The sequence below is a fragment of the Bacteroidota bacterium genome (genome assembly GCA_016715425.1).
Classification (GTDB): domain Bacteria; phylum Bacteroidota; class Bacteroidia; order Chitinophagales; family BACL12; genus JADKAC01.
On record JADKAC010000001.1, the window covers coordinates 220,389 to 241,423 of the forward strand.

General features: G+C 34.2%; 14 protein-coding genes and 1 pseudogene. 6 read left to right on the plus strand and 9 right to left on the minus strand.

All coding sequences use genetic code 11. The features are described 5' to 3' along the window. Positions 1–110 precede the first annotated feature (110 nt). The 4 genes and pseudogenes from IPN31_00910 to IPN31_00925 form a co-directional block, all read right to left on the minus strand. A complete protein-coding gene (locus tag IPN31_00910) occupies positions 111–2,306 on the minus strand; it encodes a glutamine synthetase III (protein ID MBK8680479.1) in 2,196 nt (731 codons plus the stop codon). Between the two features lie 120 nt (positions 2,307–2,426). Continuing rightward, positions 2,427–3,011: pseudogene (locus IPN31_00915) on the minus strand (virulence RhuM family protein). 230 nt (positions 3,012–3,241) lie between these two features. Further along, positions 3,242–4,498, minus strand: a complete 1,257-nt coding sequence (locus IPN31_00920) for a hypothetical protein (GenBank protein MBK8680480.1) — start codon at positions 4,496–4,498, stop codon at positions 3,242–3,244. A 93-nt stretch (positions 4,499–4,591) separates the two neighbouring features. Continuing rightward, positions 4,592–5,827: an NAD(P)/FAD-dependent oxidoreductase gene (locus tag IPN31_00925; protein MBK8680481.1), complete on the minus strand. Its 1,236-nt coding sequence runs from the start codon at positions 5,825–5,827 to the stop codon at positions 4,592–4,594. Between the two features lie 218 nt (positions 5,828–6,045). Between IPN31_00925 and IPN31_00930 the strand changes: the two genes are divergently transcribed. The 3 genes from IPN31_00930 to IPN31_00940 all read left to right on the plus strand — a co-directional run bounded on the left by IPN31_00930 (position 6,046) and on the right by IPN31_00940 (position 11,521). Next, positions 6,046–8,043, plus strand: coding sequence for a cation:proton antiporter (locus IPN31_00930; protein MBK8680482.1), 1,998 nt, complete (start codon positions 6,046–6,048; stop codon positions 8,041–8,043). A gap of 73 nt (positions 8,044–8,116) precedes the next feature. Further along, positions 8,117–10,351, plus strand: coding sequence for a phosphoribosylformylglycinamidine synthase subunit PurL (gene purL, locus IPN31_00935; GenBank protein MBK8680483.1), 2,235 nt, complete (start codon positions 8,117–8,119; stop codon positions 10,349–10,351). Between the two features lie 204 nt (positions 10,352–10,555). Next, positions 10,556–11,521: a hypothetical protein gene (locus IPN31_00940; protein ID MBK8680484.1), complete on the plus strand. Its 966-nt coding sequence runs from the start codon at positions 10,556–10,558 to the stop codon at positions 11,519–11,521. 18 nt (positions 11,522–11,539) lie between these two features. On the opposite strand, the gene IPN31_00945 is transcribed toward IPN31_00940, so the two are convergent. Then, positions 11,540–12,016 carry a hypothetical protein gene (locus tag IPN31_00945; GenBank protein ID MBK8680485.1) on the minus strand — a complete coding sequence of 159 codons (477 nt, stop codon included), beginning with the start codon at positions 12,014–12,016 and terminating at the stop codon, positions 11,540–11,542. 44 nt (positions 12,017–12,060) lie between these two features. Between IPN31_00945 and rfaD the strand changes: the two genes are divergently transcribed. Then, positions 12,061–13,026, plus strand: a complete 966-nt coding sequence (gene rfaD, locus IPN31_00950) for an ADP-glyceromanno-heptose 6-epimerase (protein ID MBK8680486.1) — start codon at positions 12,061–12,063, stop codon at positions 13,024–13,026. On the opposite strand, the gene IPN31_00955 is transcribed toward rfaD, so the two are convergent. The 4 genes from IPN31_00955 to IPN31_00970 form a co-directional block, all read right to left on the minus strand. Next, positions 13,027–15,408, minus strand: a complete 2,382-nt coding sequence (locus tag IPN31_00955) for a TonB-dependent receptor (protein MBK8680487.1) — start codon at positions 15,406–15,408, stop codon at positions 13,027–13,029. Positions 15,409–15,489: 81 nt separating this feature from the next. Beyond that, positions 15,490–16,647, minus strand: a complete 1,158-nt coding sequence (locus IPN31_00960) for a putative porin (GenBank protein MBK8680488.1) — start codon at positions 16,645–16,647, stop codon at positions 15,490–15,492. A 36-nt stretch (positions 16,648–16,683) separates the two neighbouring features. Beyond that, positions 16,684–18,006, minus strand: a complete 1,323-nt coding sequence (locus IPN31_00965; GenBank protein MBK8680489.1) for a hypothetical protein — start codon at positions 18,004–18,006, stop codon at positions 16,684–16,686. A gap of 154 nt (positions 18,007–18,160) precedes the next feature. Beyond that, positions 18,161–19,012, minus strand: coding sequence for a DUF2911 domain-containing protein (locus tag IPN31_00970; protein MBK8680490.1), 852 nt, complete (start codon positions 19,010–19,012; stop codon positions 18,161–18,163). Between the two features lie 72 nt (positions 19,013–19,084). On the opposite strand from IPN31_00970, the gene IPN31_00975 reads away from it, so the two are divergent. Continuing rightward, positions 19,085–20,038, plus strand: coding sequence for a calcium/sodium antiporter (locus IPN31_00975; GenBank protein ID MBK8680491.1), 954 nt, complete (start codon positions 19,085–19,087; stop codon positions 20,036–20,038). Positions 20,039–20,080: 42 nt separating this feature from the next. After that, positions 20,081–21,028 carry a redoxin domain-containing protein gene (locus tag IPN31_00980; GenBank protein MBK8680492.1) on the plus strand — a complete coding sequence of 316 codons (948 nt, stop codon included), beginning with the start codon at positions 20,081–20,083 and terminating at the stop codon, positions 21,026–21,028. Positions 21,029–21,035 lie beyond the last annotated feature (7 nt).

Here is a 21,035-nt window from a genome sequence, read left to right on the forward strand (position 1 = left end):
ATTCATATATTTATTAGTTGCTAAAGTTATTTATTAATCACTACTATAAAAATCGAAAATTAAAAAGGCCATACGTTTCCGTACAGCCTCTATGATTAAGCAAATAGATTTTATTTTATAAACATCAACTCACGATATTTTGGTAGTGGCCATTGTGCATCGGGCATGTAGCGTTCTATGCGGTCAGCATTGTAGCGGATGATGTCGAATAATGGTTTTACTTTAAAGCAATATGCATTGGCTTTTTCTTTTGCATGTGTCAATTCATTTGCTTTCTTGCGCTCTTCTACCATTTCTTCTAATGCAAAACGCATCTTATTAATATGTACGCTTAATTTTTTTACCAAGTCTAACTGACTTGCATAACTTTCCTGTTCTAATCCAATTGCTTTTAAGCTTGTGATATTTTCCATTAATTCATTTTGGTAATGAATTGCGGCAGGTAAAATATAATTATAGACTAACTCACCAAATACTCTTGCTTCAATCTGTATTTTTTTTGCATACGCTTCCATTTCAATTTCGTAGCGTGCATGTAATTCACGTTTGCTGAAAATTTTATTATCTACAAATATGCGTTCTGCTTTTGGAGTGATATACATTTCCAAGGCTTCGGGTGTGGTTTTTAGATTTTTTAATCCACGCTTTTCTGCTTCTTCATGCCATGCTTCACTGTAATTATCACCTTCAAATAAAATAGCTTTACTTTCGGTAATCATCTGGCGCAGTACCATTAATATAGCATTGTCTTTTTTCTCACCATCTTCTATTTGTTTATCTACTTCAGTACGAAATTTATTTAACTGATCTGCAACTATACAATTTAAAACTGTCATAGCACTTGAACAATTTGCAGAAGAACCCACAGCACGGAATTCAAATTTATTACCTGTAAATGCAAATGGACTTGTGCGATTTCTATCTGTATTATCCAGCATCAAATCCGGTATCTTATTATGGATATCTAATTTCAAATCTGCTTTCTCCAAATCATCTAATCCACCTTCATTTACACGTTCTTCAATTTCATTTAATACAGAACGTAATGCAGTTCCTGCAAACACAGAAATAATTGCAGGAGGTGCTTCATTGGCTCCTAAACGATGATCATTATTTGCAGATGCAATTGCTGCTCTTAATAAATCTGCATTATCATAAACTGCTTTAATAGTATTAATAAAAAAAGTAAGGAATTGTAAATTGGTTCTCGGAGTTTTTCCCGGTGTCAATAAATTTTTCCCAGTGTTGGTACTCATGCTCCAGTTGTTATGTTTGCCCGAACCGTTTACTCCTGCAAATGGCTTTTCATGAAACAGCACTCTCAACTTATGCTTGCGTGCAATTTTTTCCATCAGATCCATCAACAAAATATTATGGTCAACCGCAAGACTACATTCTTCAAACATAGGCGCACATTCAAACTGTCCCGGTGCCACTTCATTATGACGTGTACGAACCGGAATTCCGAGCTTTAAACATTCGGTTTCAAAATCAATCATGAAATTATATATCCGCTCAGGAATAGAACCGAAATAATGGTCTTCCAACTGCTGCCCTTTTGATGGGCCATGACCTGTTAATGTGCGACCTGTCATTAACAAATCCGGACGAGCAACATACATTGCTTCATCCACTATAAAATATTCTTGTTCCCAACCAAGTGTGGCGGTAACTTGAAGTATGTTTTTATCAAAATATTGACATACAGGTACGGCTGCATTTTCTAAGAAGAGTAATGATTTTAAAAGTGGTGCTTTATAATCTAGTGCCTCGCCGGTATAGCTCACAAAAATTGTAGGGATACATAAAGTCTTGCCGCTGCCAACCTCCATAATAAATGCCGGTGAAGTGGGATCCCATGCCGTATAACCTCTTGCTTCGAAAGTACTGCGAATACCACCTGAAGGAAAACTGGATGCATCGGGTTCTTGCTGCACAAGAGAGCTGCCTGTAAAACTTTCCATGCCCTTACCATTTTCAGTAGGAACAAAAAAGGCATCATGCTTTTCGGCTGTAGCTCCTGTTAAGGGTTGAAACCAATGGGTGTAATGCGTTGCTCCTTTTCCTATTGCCCAAGCCTTTAAACTGGCTGCTACCTGATCGGCAACTTTGCGGTCAATCTTAGTTCCGTTTTGAATACTTGATTTCACACTGAGGTATGCTTCTTCACTTAAATGTTTCTGCATAGCTTCATCATTAAATACATTGCATCCAAAAAATTCTGAGATGCGCACTGATGGTGCTTTCACTTCCCGGTATTGGCGGTTAAGTACTTGTTGAATGGCGGACGATCGGCTGTTAGGCATAAAAATTAAAATTTTATTTTGTGCGAAATTATAATGTTGCAAAGCAAAACTTTAAAATTTGTGCAAAATATTTGGTGAATAGTGGAAAAAATAAAGAAGTGTCTGGAAATAAAACACATATTATTTATTGCCAATTGAGAAGAGGGTAATGTCGGTGTCTTTGATGTAATCGGCACTGCATGATGAATAGATATCGGTTATTTTTTGATAAAATCTGCGTTCGCTGCTGCGAATATCCCGGATGCGGGAAAGTTGTTCTTCAAAATAATCTTTGCCAAAAATGTTATTGGGATTTTTTAGTCGTTCATCATCCATTGTAAAACCTTTGATGATGTATTCCTTCAATCGTTCTGTTGCCCAAATACGAAATGCTGTTGCCTGTGCGCTGTTCACTCTGTATCCAACAGATATGATTGCATCCAGATTGTAGAACTGTGTGGGATATGATTTACCATCCGAAGCAGTATGTGCAATTTTTGCACTAACTCAATTTTGGTTGAGTTCATTACTTTCAAAAATATTTTTCAGGTGCTTTGTAATTACACTTCGTTCCACTCCAAACAAGTCTGCAATTTTTTGTTGAGTAAGCCAGATAGTTTCGTTTTGTAAATAAATTTCAACCTTAACCTTTCCGTTAGGAGTGGTGTAAAGCAATATTTCATTGAATCCTTGTGGCGATGAGATACTATTTTTTCTTTTGCTCATCGCTTAGTCAATAAAAGTTTCTGAAAGTATAATCTCTGGTGAGATGTTGGTTTCAATATCGGATGATTTGTTATCTTGTTCATCTTCTTCTTTGTTTGACATTATTTTCTACAATTCAAATATTATATGCTTTGCTAAAGTAAATCCATAATCATTTAATACAAACAAAATTATACTCACTACATCACAACACCTTTCACTTTTAAATTATTTCTCACTCATCAACCTCATTAATTCCCTCTCATCTTCTCATCCACAACAACACTACACCTCGAACTTGAAATAATCCCAATTATAAATAACAGAAAAAGTGGAATTACCCGGTAGCGACTCATCGTATCGGCATCGGTTACAACTATGCCATACATCAACAATAATTCAATAGCGATAAAAATAAATAGCCAGGCATTGGCAGTAAGTTTTTGACCGATACCGGAATACAGCCAGAATAAAACTGTCCAGCTTAGCATTAATTCAACAGCCATATATAATCGAAATAGGGAAGTGCTGTGAAGGATGTTTGGTCGGAAGAAAATATTATTTAAGGTGTAAGGAATTTTTTGAATGGGCTCCCATAATGCATAACCTGTAAACACATGATAATTATAATCGGGATCGGGTTCTAATAAAATAAAATACTGTTGTGCTTCGCATACGATTTCAGAAATAGTGAATTGATAAGTGAGCGCATCGGCAATGATTAAAAATATTGCTGCCAAAAAAGTAATTCCCAAAAAAGTAATCGCAGGTTTTTTATTACGTCGTGCAATCAACCATAAAATTAAGTTGGGGATAAAAAGTAAAACAACATATTCTCTTATAAAAAACATACTGAAAAATAATACGACAATTATTACAATTGTTTTGGTGGTGATGTATTCTTGTAATTTATAAAATTGAATAATCAAAAGCGAAAAAATTGCCAGTGCAAATCCTTCTTTTAATAAACCACTGCTCCATATAGTGATTGATGGAATACAAAAAATTACAATGAAAAACAACCATATCTTTTCAGGAAAGCGAGAGGATAAAAATTTAAATAATGCTATTGATGCGCTAAAAAAACCAAAACATAGAATTACAATATTCCCCCATACATTGCCGAAAGTAAATACATACAAAATAGAATTTATCCGCACCATAGTATATTCCACACTATCCCATGAATATTTCAGTGGATCAGAGATATAGCGCAGATATTCGGGATACACATTGGTAGTGCCATAACCAAAAGTGAGTTGTAAATAATGCAATGGATCTGTAAATAAAGTCCCGTAGATCATGTCGGCATCATGAATATAATTAATACTATCACCACGGCCAATTACATGCACCCAAATAAAATAATTTGCAAGTCCGAGAATTACTTTAAAAATAAATGCAGCAGAAATAAAATTCTTAGCAATACCTGTTTGAAAAAATTTTGCTTTGCGGATAATCCACAAGGAGAGCAAAGTATATACTAAAGGCATTATCCAAACAGGCATTTGTAAAACTAAACAGAATATGGTTGAATGAAACTTAATTTGAGTAATGCAAATATCAAATGAAAAATAGTATGCAACACAAAAACAGAAATACTAATTGTGTTTTGCTGCAATTGCTTCGGCTGCTATGTATGCGCCTGTCCATGCTGCCTGAAAATTAAATCCACCGGTTACCGCATCAATATTCAAAACTTCGCCTGCAAAATATAATCCCGGAAATAATTTACTTTCCATTGTTGTAAAATTTATTTCTTTTGTGTCCACACCACCGCAGGTAACAAACTCTTCTTTGAAAACACTCTTTCCGTTAACAGGCAAATTACAAGCGCAGAGCATCTGTACCCATGCGTCAGTTTGTTTTGTATTCAAACTTCCGTAATTCAGATTTTCTGTTTTTAAAATTTCAGCCATGCGCTGCCATAATCTTTTTGGAATATTAAATAGTGGGTAGAGAATAATATTTCTTTTACCGTGTTCGGTGCGGAATAATTGAAAAGTATTGCGAATCACTTCAGCATCCTGTGCACAAAAATTTATATGAATATTAAAGCGATAATTTTTTTCTGCAAGCACTCTTGCTGCCCATGCAGATAATTTTAAAATAGCAGGGCCACTTAATCCCCAATGAGTAATGAGCAACGGACCTTCGCTTTGCAAGGTTGTTTCCGGAATTGTGATATACACCTTTTCAATTGCAATTCCCTGCAAGCCGGTGAGCAAATGATGCTGAATATTAAAAGTGAATAATGAAGGTACCGGTGGAATAATAGTATGACCAATATCTTTCAGAAGTTGCCATGCTGCATTACTGCTTCCTGTTGCAAATAAAATATTAAATGCAGAATAATTTTCATTGGCAGTTTTTAAATTCCAAATGTTATTTTCAAAAAATACATGTTGAACGGCGCAACCTGTTTTAATTTTTATTTTATAATCATGACAACAATTTTCAAAACACCGGATAATGGATTCACTATTATCAGAAACAGGGAACACTCTACCGTCAGATTCTATTTTTGTTTCCACATTATGTTCGGATAGCCAAGCCATCATATCGCCACATAAAAACCGATGAAAAGGGCCGAGTAATTCTTTATTACCACGAGGATAATTTCCGGTCATTTCCTGCGGATCGAAACATGCATGAGTTACATTACATCTGCCACCACCACTCACCCGTACTTTACTCAATACTTTTTCTGATTTTTCGAGAATGAGAATGCGTTTGTTTGCTTTGCGCTCGGCATATTGTATTGCGCCGAAGTAGCCCGCAGCTCCTCCGCCGATAACAATTAAATCAAAATGATTTGCTGTGGTTTCTGATTGCAATTTCCTGAGAATTAATTTTGATAAGCTTCTTTTTAAAAATTAATAGAATTATTATCACTGTAAATAAAGCGATAAATTTATTAACATTGAAATGCTTGTGGAGTTGAAAGTTAAGCTTGCAAATTTGACTGTCGAAAATATACCAACAACATTATTTTTAAACAGGCATTGAAAAAAACCCTTTAGCTAAATTTTATTTTTCGTAATTTTTACCAAACATGCAGCTATCCATATTACAAGGCATCGTAGTCATATTAGGCTTATCGGTTCTTATCAGTTTACTTTTTCATCGGTTTAAAATTCCGGCAATCATTGGTTTTTTAGTAACCGGTGTGGTTGCCGGTCCTTATGGTTTAAGTTTAACAAGCGCCACTCACGAAGTGGAATTACTTGCAGAAATGGGAGTGATTTTTTTACTATTTATTATCGGTATTGAGTTCTCTCTAAAAAGTCTTTCTGCAATTGGTAAAACAGTATTGTGGGGTGGTCTGATGCAAATGGGTGGTACTATTTTAATTACTTTTTTAATTGCATGGCAAACAGGATTTCAATGGAATGAAGCTTTGTTTATTGGTTTTTTATTATCGCTGAGTAGTACTGCAATTGTTTTAAAAATGTTGATTGATCGTGGAGAGATGCATTCACCGCAGGGAAGAATTGCATTGGCAATTTTAATTGCACAGGATATTATTGTAGTTCCATTAATGCTGATAACTCCACTTATTGCCGGCAACTCAGATAATATGTTGCAGGATGTAATTGCATTAGTAATAAAAGTGGTGGTGGTGTTGGCAGTGGTTATTTTATTGGCAAAATATATTATGCCTTTTATTTTAAAACAAGTAGTGCGCACAAAGAGCAGAGAGCTTTTTATTCTTACAATTATTGTAATGTGTTTTGCTACTGCATGGTTTACTTCATCAATGGGTTTATCACTTGCCTTGGGTGCGTTTTTCGCCGGACTAATTATTTCCGAATCAGAATACAGTCATCAGGCAATGGCCAATATTATTCCCTTCCGAGAAATATTTATCAGTTTCTTTTTTGTTTCCATTGGTATGTTACTCGACATAAATTTCTTTTTCGATCATATACTTATCGTACTCTTATTAACAGCAATTGTTATTGTAATTAAAGTATTGATAAGTGGTATTGCGGCATTTGTTTTAGGCTATCCTGCACGCACTGCAATTATAGCAGCGTTGCTAATTTTTCAGGTCGGGGAATTTGCCTTTGTACTTTCTGTTACCGGCATGGAAAACAATCTTATTCAGGCGGATATATATCAATACTTTTTAGCAGTTTCAATTTTAACCATGGGCATTTCACCATTCATTATAATGTTTGCTTCGTCAATAGCTGATGTATTAATAGAAGCGCCTTTACCCGGACCTGTGCGTAGAAGATTCGACTCAATGAAAAGATTAAAAGCGGTGGTGCATCAAGATAAGCCGCTATTGAAAAATCATTTGGTGATAATTGGTTATGGAATCAATGGAAAAAATCTTGCAAAGGCCGCAACCAAAGCAGCAATTCCATTTGTAGTTATTGAATTGGATCCGGAATTAATTGAAGAAGCAAAAGCGGATGATGTTTCTATTGTTTTTGGTGATGCAACAGATGTAATGATTTTGCAACATGTTGCCTTACCGGATGCAAGAGTGGTTGTGATTGCTATTTCTGATCCGGATGCCACTTTAAAAATTATTAATGAAGTGCGTAAAATAAATGTTACGGCACATGTGATTGTGCGAACCAGATATATAAAAGATGTAGATCAATATATTTCTTCAGGTGCAGATGTGGTGATACCTGAAGAGTTTGAAACTTCTATAGAAATTTTCACAAGAGTGCTCACACATTATTTAGTACCCCGTGATGAAATAGAAGAATTCACAGAACAGATTCGTCAGTCGAATTATGAAATGTTGCGTTCTATTAAGCCAGAAAAATTTTCAAAAAATACTGGACTGCATATTCCGGATATGGAAATTTCTGTAGTTGTTGTGCGCAGTATTGCAGGTAAACTTGGCGGTAAAACTATTCAGAAAATAGCCTTCCGATCACAGCATAATCTTTCCTTACTCGCTATTCGCAGAGGTGAACAATTTATTTCTAAACTCTCGGATGATTTTGAATTGGAATTAGACGATGTGATTTATATAGCCGGAAATCCCGAAGCAACTTTAAAGTTTAATAAATATTTGGCGAGGTGAAATGTGGTTTATAAAAATGTGAATAATTCATCCTTTTAAGTCTTGCTATCTTTGTGATTCAATAATATAATTCATGAACGATAATAAACCGGAAGTAACATTAGCTGTAGCAAAAGAATTGGGTTTGCTGCCAGAAGAATTTGAAAGAATAAAAGAAGTATTAGGTCGCACACCCAACTTTACAGAGTTGAGTATTTACAGCGTAATGTGGAGCGAACACTGCTCCTATAAAAATTCTATTTCATGGTTAAAAACATTACCTCGAAGCGGAGCAAAAATGTTAGTGGAAGCCGGTGAAGAAAATGCAGGGTTAATTGATATCGGTGATGGATTGGCTTGTGCATTTAAAATTGAAAGTCATAATCATCCTTCTGCAATAGAACCATATCAGGGCGCTGCAACAGGTGTCGGTGGAATTCATCGTGATATTTTTACAATGGGTGCTCGTCCGATTTGTGCTTTAAATAGTTTGCGTTTTGGAAATATCAATAATAAAAAAACACAGCATTTATTAAAAGGTGTTGTAAAAGGAATTGGTGATTACGGAAATTGTTTTGGTATTCCAACTGTGGCGGGTGAAGTATATTTCGAAGATTGTTATCTCACCAATCCATTGGTAAATGCGATGAGTGTAGGTATTGTAAATGTTGGAGAAACAGTTAGTGCAATTGCAACAGGTGCAGGTAATCCGGTTTATATAGTGGGCTCTGCAACAGGTAAAGATGGTATTCATGGTGCTTCCTTTGCGAGTGCAGATTTGCATAAAGAATCGCACGAAGATTTACCTTCTGTGCAAGTGGGTGATCCATTCCAGGAAAAATTGTTATTGGAAGCTTCATTGGAAGCAATTAAAACAGGTGCAGTTGTAGGCATGCAGGATATGGGTGCTGCAGGAATTACTTGTTCTACTTCGGAGATGAGTGCAAAAGGTGAACATGGAATGAAAATTTATTTGGATCGTGTGCCTACTCGTCAGCAACATATGAAAGCATGGGAAATACTATTGAGTGAAAGCCAGGAACGTATGTTAGTAGTTGTAGAAAAAGGAAGAGAAAAAGAAATAGAATCAGTATTTGAAAAATGGGATTTACATGCTGTAATTATTGGTGAAGTAATTACAGGTGGCAGATTAGAATATTATATGCATAATGAATTAATTGCAGATGTGCCTGCGGAAAGTTTAGTATTAGGTGGTGGTGCACCGGTGTATAAAAGAGAATATAAAGAGCCTGCGTATTTTGCAAAGTTGCAGGAATTTGATGCTGCAAAAATTTCGGTACCAAATGACTTAGTTGCGGTTGCAAAAAAACTTACAGTGAATCCGAATATTGCAAGTAAGCGTTGGGTGTTTACTCAATATGATAGTATGGTTGGTGTGAAAAATACTTCTACCAATGAAGCAAGTGATGCTGCATTAGTAAGATTGATCGGACACAATAAGGCATTGGCAGTTACAGTGGATTGCAATGCAAGATATGTGTATGCGGATCCATATAAAGGTACTATGATAGCAGTGAGTGAAGCGGCGAGAAATATAGTTTGCTCAGGAGCAGAACCCGCTGCAATTACAAACTGTCTCAACTTCGGAAATCCATATAATCCGGAAGTGTATTGGCAATTTGTAAATGCGATAAAAGGCATGAGTGAAGCTTGCCTAAAATTTGATACACCGGTAACAGGTGGCAACGTAAGTTTTTATAATCAAAGTGAAGAAGGACCTGTATATCCAACACCAACAATTGGTATGGTGGGTGTGCTTCAAGATTTTAAAAATAAAATGACGCTTGGATTTAAAAATGCAGGAGATGTGATTTTATTAATTGGTACTTCACGCAATGATATAAATGCTTCTGAATATTTAAAAACTATTCACAACATTACCGAATCACCTGCGCCTTATTTTGATTTGGATGAAGAATATCGTTTACAAAAAACTATACTTTCATTGATTAAAAATAAATTGATCTTCAGTGCTCATGATATAAGTGAAGGCGGTTTATTTATTACCTTATTGGAAAGTGTGATGGCAGGTAATATAGGATTTGAAATTGAAACAGATTCCAGTTTACAAAAGGATGCATTTTTGTTTGGTGAAAGTCAAAGCAGGGTAGTGGTAACTTGTGATGCAGCTATGGTAGAAGAAATAGAAATCATTTGTAAAAAGCATAATATTTCTGCAAATAGTCTTGGTACTGTTGGTGGCGAATATCTTGTAATTGATGGTGAAAATTTCGGTTCTGTTTATACCTACACGGAGTTATATCAAAATGCATTGGAAAGATATTTGTCGGCTACAGTTGAAGCTTAATAGTTCTTATAATTACTGCTCTTTTTCTAGAATAATTTTCACTGCATTTAATTTTTTTGTTGCGACAAATTATTTTTAAATCATTGTGTGACTTATAATACAAATACATTCAAATTAACTTAGGAAATTGCATCCTGAATATTCAGAATTATATTGGATGGAACGAAAAGAACTATACCTTGTTAAAAAATTAAAAGTAATAATATGAAAAAGACTTTCCTGATTACTCTATTTATTTCGTTAAGCACAATGTTAATAACACAAACATCTTGCAATAAAACAGCAGATGCAAATGGTGGAAATTCAAAAAAAACATCTGAAGAAAAAAAACAAGAGGCATTCACAACAAATGACCAATGGAATAAATACTGGTATCAGGGTTTGGCAGAAATCAGCAGTTATACTTTGCAACAAGGAAGATATAGCCATGTGCATCCGGGTATTGTGGTAAATATTTTTGTTACCGAAGATTTTTCTAAATCTAAACAAGTGAAATTGGATGATCCTGCAAATGCAGGTGCTGATAAATTGCCAATATTAAAACTCAATCAGAGTTTTAAATTCAATACAGGTATTTATTCCTACAGTAGCATGTTGTCCGTATTTCAACCTTCAGATATTAATAATTATCCGCATGCAGTAAAAGTAACTGCAAGTGTTCAGGATTGGTGTGGTATGGCCTATATGCAATTGAATGCAAAAGGAAAGAAAAATGAAATTCAGCAGTTATCTTATTTTGAATCTGAAGGCGACAGAGATTTTTCTTTTGATCAAACAGTTTTAGAAGATGAGTTATGGACATTGATACGAATTGCTCCGGATAAATTACCTGTAGGCAATATGCAAATATTACCGGGTTCCATTTATTTGCGTTATTCGCACAAAGAAATAAAACCGTATTCTGCCTCTTTGAGTTTGCAAGATGTAAATGATACTCGAGTTTATATTATTCAAATTCCTGAGTTGAAAAAATCACTTACAATTACTTTTGAAAAGGAATTTCCTTACACCATTTTAGGATGGGAAGAAAGCTATCCGGGATTTGATGGTACTCTGTTAAAAACAACTGCAACACTCAACAAAACAATTATGAGTGAATACTGGAATAAGCATAATCTGGAAGACAGAGTTTTGAGAAAAGATTTGGGTTTGCCGGAAGATTTTCAATGATAATTCATTTGATAAATTTTATTCCAGACTGATTTTATATTTCGCACCAAAATCTTGTTGAATGGTAGCAAATTTTTCGCTTGCAATCTGCCATTTGGAATACATAATATCCGACAATGAATCCACTTTTATTGAATCTGCCGGAGTATAAATACTGTCGTGCATTAATTGATAAATAGTATTAAAATCCTGCTTTGCAATTTCTTCATATATCGTAGTTAAATCAATTGCCGCTAATCGGAGCGAATCATCTTTGCCCGGCGCTTCAATTGCTTTTAAATTGCTATTAATATTTTCAAAAGCCGAAGTGTAATTTCCCATTACTGTTGGATAGGCTTCAAAATCTTTAAAAGTGAATAGTTGCCGGATTGTACTGTCAGCAGATTTTACTTCGTTCACCACTTCATTATTATAATCTGCATATGCTACTTTATCTTGTTTACAACCATAAATAGTTGTGACTAACAGTGCAAAAAGTAAAACCGTATTTCTCATCCGAATTGTTTTTTAAGATATTTGTCGAATCCAAAATTAGATAAATGATAGTAATTACAGGAGCAGCAGGATTTATTGGCAGTTGTCTGGCAGCAGAATTAAATGCCGGCGGAGAAAATGCATTGGTATTGGTAGATGATTTTTCATCCGAAGAAAAAATAAAAAATATGGATGGAAAACATTTTAAACACTGTATTGAGCGTGAAAAATTTATTGAATGGTTTGCGGATAATGCCGATGAAATTAGTTTGGTTTTACATATCGGTGCAAGAACAGATACTACCGAATTCAATAAAGAATTATTATTTGCATTAAATACGCAATACACAAAAGAAATTTGGAAAATTTGTACTCAACATGCTATTCCATTAATTTATGCTTCCAGTGCGGCAACTTATGGTGCCGGTGAATTGGGTTATAATGATGATCATAAATTGATTCCCCAATTGCAGCCATTAAATCCGTATGGTGAATCAAAAAATGCATTTGATATCTGGGCATTGCAACAAGAAAAAACACCCCCGAAATGGATAGGTCTGAAATTTTTTAATGTGTATGGACCTAACGAATATCATAAGTCAAGAATGGCTTCTGTAATTATGCATGCATATAATCAAATACAGGAAAATGGAAAAGTGAAATTATTCCGTTCGCATAAAGAAGCATTTAACGACGGCGAACAATTGCGTGATTTTATTTATGTGAAAGATGTGGTACAGGTAATTAGCTGGATGTGTAATCATGATTTACCAAATGGTATTTATAATCTCGGCACAGGCAACGCAAGGACATTTTATGATCTTGCAAAAGCAACTGCAAATGCAATGGAAATTCCACTTGAAGTGGATTGGATAAATATTCCGGAGGATATCAGAAATACATATCAATATTTTACAGAAGCGACTATGCAAAAATTAAAAGATGCTGGATATAATTCTAATTTTTATTCATTGGAAGAAGGCATTACCGATTATGTAAAAAACTATTTGATTCCAAACAAATACTATTAATTATATCTCGATGATGATGCCGAGTGTTGGCAATAATGTACCCGAAGGATTTTGTATATAATACATTTGATAACGTGAAGGATCATCAGGATTAATGATAAGGTTTCCATCCGCATCTTTTTGTGCATCCAGAATAGGTTGTAAATCTGTTTTGAAATTCAATACATTTTGAACATCAGCATATAGATTGATATTGATTTTATTTAAGTACCATTTTTTATCAATTCTAATATCTACTTCTTGTGTAATTCCTAAACGAACAGTATTTAGTTGATCATAATCAGGCACACCGGATTTATTGATATCCCAAACATAAGTCAATGATGAAAAAGGAACATCATAAGGCGTATAAGGAAGTCCAGTATTAAATCGCCATTTTAATCCCAACTCCCAATCCTTTTTAAATTCATACCCACCGGTTAAGGAGATAATATGTCTGTTATCCCAAGAAGAAGGCACATACACATTATTCTTATCCTGAAATTGCGAATACACAAATGTGTAAGCAAGTATTCCATAGAAATTTTTTGTAAGACGTTGTTGTGCTAAAAATTCAAAACCAAATGCTCTGCCATCAGAAGTAGAAGAAACAGGTTCATCGCCAATTACGCCAAAATCCGCACCCAGATTTGCAAGTGAAATTGAATCTCTTATGGAAAAAAGATAGTTGGAATATTTTTTATAAAATCCTTCCAACGTAAATCTTGTACTTGTGCGGGGACGATATTCAAAACCGGCTACGATATGATTTGCACGAATGTAGGTTAGGCCATTTTCCTGATTCACTAAATTATTTTCTGCATCTCTATAACCTAAAGTAGTATAAGGAGGTAGTTGATAATAAATTCCTGTGTTTGCATTAAAACTCCATTTCGGCAAAAACTGATAACTGAATGATAGGCGAGGAGAAAGTTGATTTAATAAATTTTGCATCTCTTTATCATAACTATTTGCATCGGCACGCAAACCAAATGCAACAGTAACCAGGTTATCAAAAAAGGAATTGCTGATGCTTCCGAATAATCCCCATTTATGTAAGTCGAGATTTGAAGTATAATTTATAAAATCATATCCGGTATCCGTTGGCAATACCTGATAGGTCGAATTGAAATAACGTGCATATTCATACTGCGCACCACCGGAAATTTTCATATCACCAAAGCGCATGGTTTCTTCATATCTGAATTTATTTTCAATCTCTTGGGAAGTGTAATCAAAAATTAAATTGGAAGCATCGCTCTCATCATTATTTAAATATTTATAAGCACGATTATTCAACATATTTCTACTTGCCACTAATGTGTTATATCCATTTTCACGATAATGTTTATACACTGCACCTATAGTATAATTCCATTGTGTCTGCACTGGAATAGTCCCTAAAATATATTGTTGTAATGCAGAAGTATCGTCGGCAGTATTTAATTCGAAATCATCAATTGCACCTAATCCAATAAATGTGAGTTCATTTTTTTGATTGAGTTTTATTTTATACTTGAATTGAAAATCATTGTATGTCGGTAAAAAAGGTAGGCCGAGAACGCCAAATAATACTTGCAGATAACTACGCCGTGCAGAAAATAATAATGTAGATTTTTCATTTACCGGACCTTCCACTAAAATACCAATATCACTTGCCCCCAGAGTAAAAGATCCTCCCCATTTATCACTTCTTCCATCCCGTTGTTGAAATTCAAAAACAGAACTCAATGCATTACCTCTGTTTGCCGGAAATGCACCTGAATAAAAATCCACTTCTTTAATAAAATCCACATTGATTAATCCAACCGGACCACCGGAAGAACCTTGTGTTGCAAAGTGATTAATATTTGGCACTTCCACACCATCTAAATAAAAGCGATTTTCATTAGGTGCACCACCACGAATTAAAATATCATTGCGAAAAGAACTTGCTGAAGTAACACCAGGTAAACTTTGAATTACAATGGAAATATCTCTGTTGCCACCAGGACTGCGTTTTATTTCATTCACACCAATTGTGCGCAATGATAACGGACTTTCTTCAGTGCGGTCGCTTGGTGCAGCATTAATAACTACAGCATCTAAAAGTTTTACATCTTCTTCTAATGCAATTACCAATTCAAGAGGTTTTACATTAGAAACCTGCAAGTCTAAAATAGATTTCTTTTTAAATCCCACTGAGCTTACCTCAATATTATATATACCCGGATTTAATCCATCTAAAACAAATTTGCCATCAAAATCTGATTGTGTACCAATGCTTGTCCCGGTAATTAAAATTGTACTAAAAGGTAGAGGTTCATTACTAACAGAATTTACGACATTACCGGATATTATTCCGTTTTGAGCTGCAAGTAAACTTTGAAAAGCAATAAAGAAAATTACAATATATTGTTTCATAAAATGTGTAGGAGCAGAACACAGATAACTGTGCATAGTTTAATCACTACACCAAAATTATATTTTTTATTCAGAATGCTTTCAGAAAGCGATATTCCAATCCAAGCGTATGCGACTATTTTTTTCGAGAGTGGCGTCCGGATAATTTTGTTGAATTCCCTCTAAGAAATAAGCTCTGAAAACAAGATTGTTTTTTGGGCTTAATGCATAACCTAAACGAATCTCATGACCAGCAAAATTAGAGCTCCTTGTTCCAGGTGCACTATCAAAACCCCAACGTGTCCAATCATCCTGAGCAAAGTAATCAACAACAGAATATTTTTCAATATGAGAATAATAATATCCAATTAAAAAATTGCCTTTATTAGCTAATTGCCCTGCTTCTAAGTTTATAACATAGCCAAGCGTTTCATCTTCCATGGCATTTACAGTAATATTTGAATCAGCAGAATAATCTGTAAAATTCATCATCAAATCTACGCCGATGCTTATTGGTACTTTAAGTTTTTGTGTGTATTTAGCAGCAACTGTCATTATATCATAATCAAGAGTGTAGGTTCCTGATCCATCCGGTGTATTCGATAAATTATTAAAAGCAAAAAATCCTGCTGCAACATTTATTGCAGAAGTGGATACATTCTTTTTTATATATAATTGTCCGGCAGTTAATGATCTGTCTTTACCAAAAAAATCACCTTGTGAACCAACGATATAATATCCAATGGTTGGTTTAATTTCTAATCCCGATTCTGATTTAGAAGTATAGCCAACTGTTACACCTTCGGGATTCACATCATCATCCCAAAACAATTCATTATTGGTATAAAAAGGAAAGCTGTTTTTACCGGCCCACAGGAAAAAATTCTTTGAATTATATTTAATATATGCTTTATCAAGACCAATTGGAATTGTGCCGAATTCACCGGGAGAACCTAAGGTAATATGTGGTGATTGCTGATCCAAATTATTTCCTGTGCGAATTCGCATGCCGAAATCAAAATGCTCATTGAAATTATAATTGAACCCGAATCTTGCACGGATTCGCATTCTAATCCTATCATCTTGTTCAGAACCGGATGCAGTAATTCCATTGAAATCATTTTCTAATCTGAATCGCATATCACTGTTAAAGGTGAGTTTATTATAAAATGCAGGTAAGGCGGGTTGTGGTGTTATTTCTTGTGCGTAAACACCAATAGATATAGCAAGGGTATATACTATTATAAGTATTTTCTTCATAGAATTTTTATGGTAATTTATGAGAAGTAATGAATATTAAATGGAAGTCAGGTCAATTACAAAATGACCTACAAATGCATGGCGCTCGAAAGACAATAGCAATACATGCAATTTAGTATTATCCGATTCATCAATAAACATCAATGGACCATCAATACCGATTTCATGGCTGTCGAGCCAGAAATTATTTTCATCCATTAATACAGCAAAGTATGGATTATCTGATGCAGAATTATTGAGTATGGTTTGATAATCGGAATAGAAAGAATGGTTTGAAAATCCCATGGGTTGTTGCCAGCCCTTTTGCATATTTTCAATATTTAAAACCGGTAATTTTTCTATTTGTAAACCACCAATTATAAGACGAGTTGTTAAAGAATTATCGGAGTTGCTGAATATCAGTTGCAATTCATCAGATTGACTGCCTTTTAAATTAACCGAAATGGATTTACAATATGTAACTTTAGTTAAATCACTAAATCTACTTAAATATGTAGCTCTGGGATCTGACCTTGTGTAGTAACCCGGAGAAGCGTAGGTTGCGAATTTGGTATTATCATTCAAGAAATCATTTATAGAAGTATATTCAATCGGAGAAACGATATTTTTTGCCTTTGTTAAACGCTCCCCTTTTAATGGATATAATTCGTTGTTTAAGTTTACGAATGTGGCTTCCTTTTCATAATTCACTGTACGCACATGATCTAAATTTACTTGGGCAGATTGTTCTATCTTATAATTTTTAATAATATCATTATATGCATTAATTCCAATGCCATTTTTTTCATAGAACATTGCGTCATATAATTCTTCCGGAAACTGAAACCAGCATTGATAATATAATACATCATTGTTGTTTTCTTTGGTATATAATATCATTTCCCATTCTCCCTTGCTAAGACAATTATTAGCAAGATCAAACCGTGAGATTACAGATTCTTCATTTCCACCACCTGAAAGTTTATAATAACTATTGTTGAACCTCACCTGAATTCTATTCCATTCCTGATTGAGTATTGCTAAGTTAGTTAGGTAATTATCTGCTCTGAGATATGCAGGTGCAGCTGGCACCATTTCAATCAAATTAATATTCGCTAAAAAGATAGTATCACTTATTGCATTTCCCGGATATACGGTAATATCATAATAACCTTTACTTACTTCTGTAAATTGAATACGATTGTGTGCATAGCTTCCTACTAAATTGCTGCGGAAACCTATACTATTATTATCGGGATATTGGGCATCTGTCAATACTGTGATTACTGATTCATAACTCTTTTTGTTTTCTGATCCATTTGCCGCAGAAGCAAATCCATAAACAAGACTAAATAGGATAAATGTAATAGTGATTTTCATTTGAAATATTATTTATTTGCAAAAATAGATTCACTATAAATAGGACTTCAGGGAGTTTTGTTAACTAAACTCCAATTTAATATAACAGCAATATAAATTAATTAAAAAAACCACCCGAAGGTGGCTTTTGTAAAATAAATAAGAGTGGTAATTGTTATAATTTCGTTTTCCACTCGGCAATATTCTTTGTATTCATATCAATATATGTTTTGTAATTTGCTTCTTGTGCAAGCTTTAAACTATACTCTGCTTTTTCAATTGCTTCCTTATACATTCCTTTCGCAGCATACACACGACTAAGTGTATAAACATTCCAGAATTTCGGACTCATATCCACAGATTTTTTTGCCCAAGTAAGTGCCTGATCTAAATCCATGTTATTATCCATATAATATTCTGCAGCACCTTCATAAGTGCGGTATGATCCTTCTGCTTCTGCAATAGCCGAGTTAATATTTGCTAATGCTTTTTCTTTATAATCATTTTTTAATGGAATGCTCACTTTTGTATTTTCCCAATACAAATTCAAATTCGCAGTACCATCACCAAGATCAGAAAAATCTATTGTAAATGTTTGTGTAGTAGGAATCGTAGTTGGTGTAATTTCCATGCGGGCAACATCATCTTTTATATCATAACCACCTGATCCCCAAAGTCCGGTATTTTTATTTATTATAACAGTCCAGGTTGTTTTTCCGGGAATTGTATATAATGAATATTCTCCTGCTTCCACATTTTTTCCATTGATAGCAATTGCGTCATCAAAGGATATTTTAGTAGAGGCATTTGCACCTGTGCGCCATACTTCATCTAAGGGCACGATATCACCAAATATTTTTCTTCCTTTCATTGATGGTCGGGAATAAACTACTTTCACTTTTGCAAGACCTACCATTTGTTCAGTTTCTGCCCAAGGGCTTGGTTGTGGTAATTCTTGCGCCACTAAGAGTTTCGCAGTCAGCGAAAATGTAATTGTAAGTAATAATACAATTGTTAATTTCTTCATGTTTTTTATAATTTATGTTTAATAATTTGCAAACAAAATGGATAGCCTTTTGTTTTACAGGCCTCGAAAATAATGAATATACTTTTATTAATAATAGGATTAGTGCTCGTGGTTATTGGATCTAACTGGATGGTGGATGGCGCTTCATCACTTGCAAAAAAGTTAGATGTTTCTGATTTAGTAATTGGATTAACGATAGTTTCATTTGGAACTTCAGCACCGGAATTAGTGATAAATATTTTTGCATCATCCCGAGGAAGTGCTGATCTGGCAATTGGTAATGTGCTGGGTTCCAACATTTTTAATACGTTGGCAATTTTAGGAGTTGCTGCAATTATTTTTCCCATCTCAGTTCAAATAAATACCCTTTCAAAAGAGATTCCTCTGAGCTTATTAGCATTGGTCGTTTTATATGTGTTGGCAAATGATAGAATTATTGATGGAAATTCATTTTCAATTATTAGCCATTCCGACGGAATAATTTTACTTTCTTTTTTTGCAATATTCCTTTATTACTCTTTCATATTAGCAAAACAATCTACCAATGATACAATGGTTGTAAAAATATTTCCACTTTGGAAAAGCACTATTTACATAATAATTGGAATTGCCGCATTAGTTTTTGGAGGAAAATTTATGGTGGACGGTGCATCCAATATTGCAAGGAATTTAGGTGTAAGTGAATCTATTATCGGCTTAACTATTCTTGCAATAGGATCATCAATTCCGGAACTTGCTACTTCGGCAATGGCAGCATATCGCAAAAATTCGGATATTGCAATTGGCAATGTGGTGGGCTCCAATATCTTTAATGTATTTTTTATTTTAGGCGTTAGTTCATTAATAAAACCTTTGCCATTTAGTACCAATTCCAATATAGATTTATTGTTTGCAATTGCTATCACTATCTTATTATTCTTCTTCATTTATTTATATCGAGAGAACCAACTCATTCGCAAACATGGTATTGCATTTATTGTCATTTATATGGCATATATATCTTATCTAATTTTCTTCGAAGTCTGATTTTAAACATTTCACTTATGCATCTGTTGAGCAAAGTATATAATGATAGAATTTAATAAATTAAAAGATAAATTGAATGCGATATTATTTATATCCGCATTGTATTTTATTTTATGGGGAATATTAGTTTTAGTTGTTCCTAATTTGATGCAATTTATTTTAATCAAATCTAATTCAACTTCCATGATTTTTTGGGACATGGTAAGTATTACAACACTTATTCTTGGATTTGCTTTACTCATCGCTGCATTTGATCCGTATAAAAATTGGTTGATATTGTTAATCAATTTGTTATTCCATTTAAGTATTGTTTTCGGGTTTGTAATTGGTTATTATCAAAATATTTTTTCTATAGATTACTTGCCATTTGTTTTATTAAATCATGTACCCTGGGTGATTCCTTTAATTATTGGTTTACGTGCCACTTATCATCGCAATTATTTTTCTGATAGCACGCTTATGGAAACATTCAGCACAGATTCTTATCCTTTAGAAATATTTGATACAATTAAGGGTGAGAATTTATTGGCGATAAGTAATAAATCACCAACACTTATGGTATTCCTTCGTCACTTCGGTTGTCCGTTTTGCCAGGAGACTTTATTATATATGAGTGAGCATAAACATTTGATTGAAGAAAAAGGAATTCGGTTACTGTTAGTATATATGACGGAACCCCAAGTTGCAGCGGAATATCTGGAACATTTTAATTTACAAGATGTAGATCAAATCAGTGATCCTGAAAGTATGCTTTACAAACGATTCAAATTACATCGGGGTAAATTTCTTCAGCTATTAGGAATTAAAGTGATTACACGATGGATATGGCTTGCATTTTCCAAGCGTATTGTTTTTAATGGTGTGGATGGTGATATCTATCAAATGCCGGGATTATTTCTTTTACATAAAGGAAAAATTGTAAAACAATATAAATATCACAGCTCTGCGGATACGCCAGATTACAATCAAATGTTGGATTACTCATTGTAATTCCATC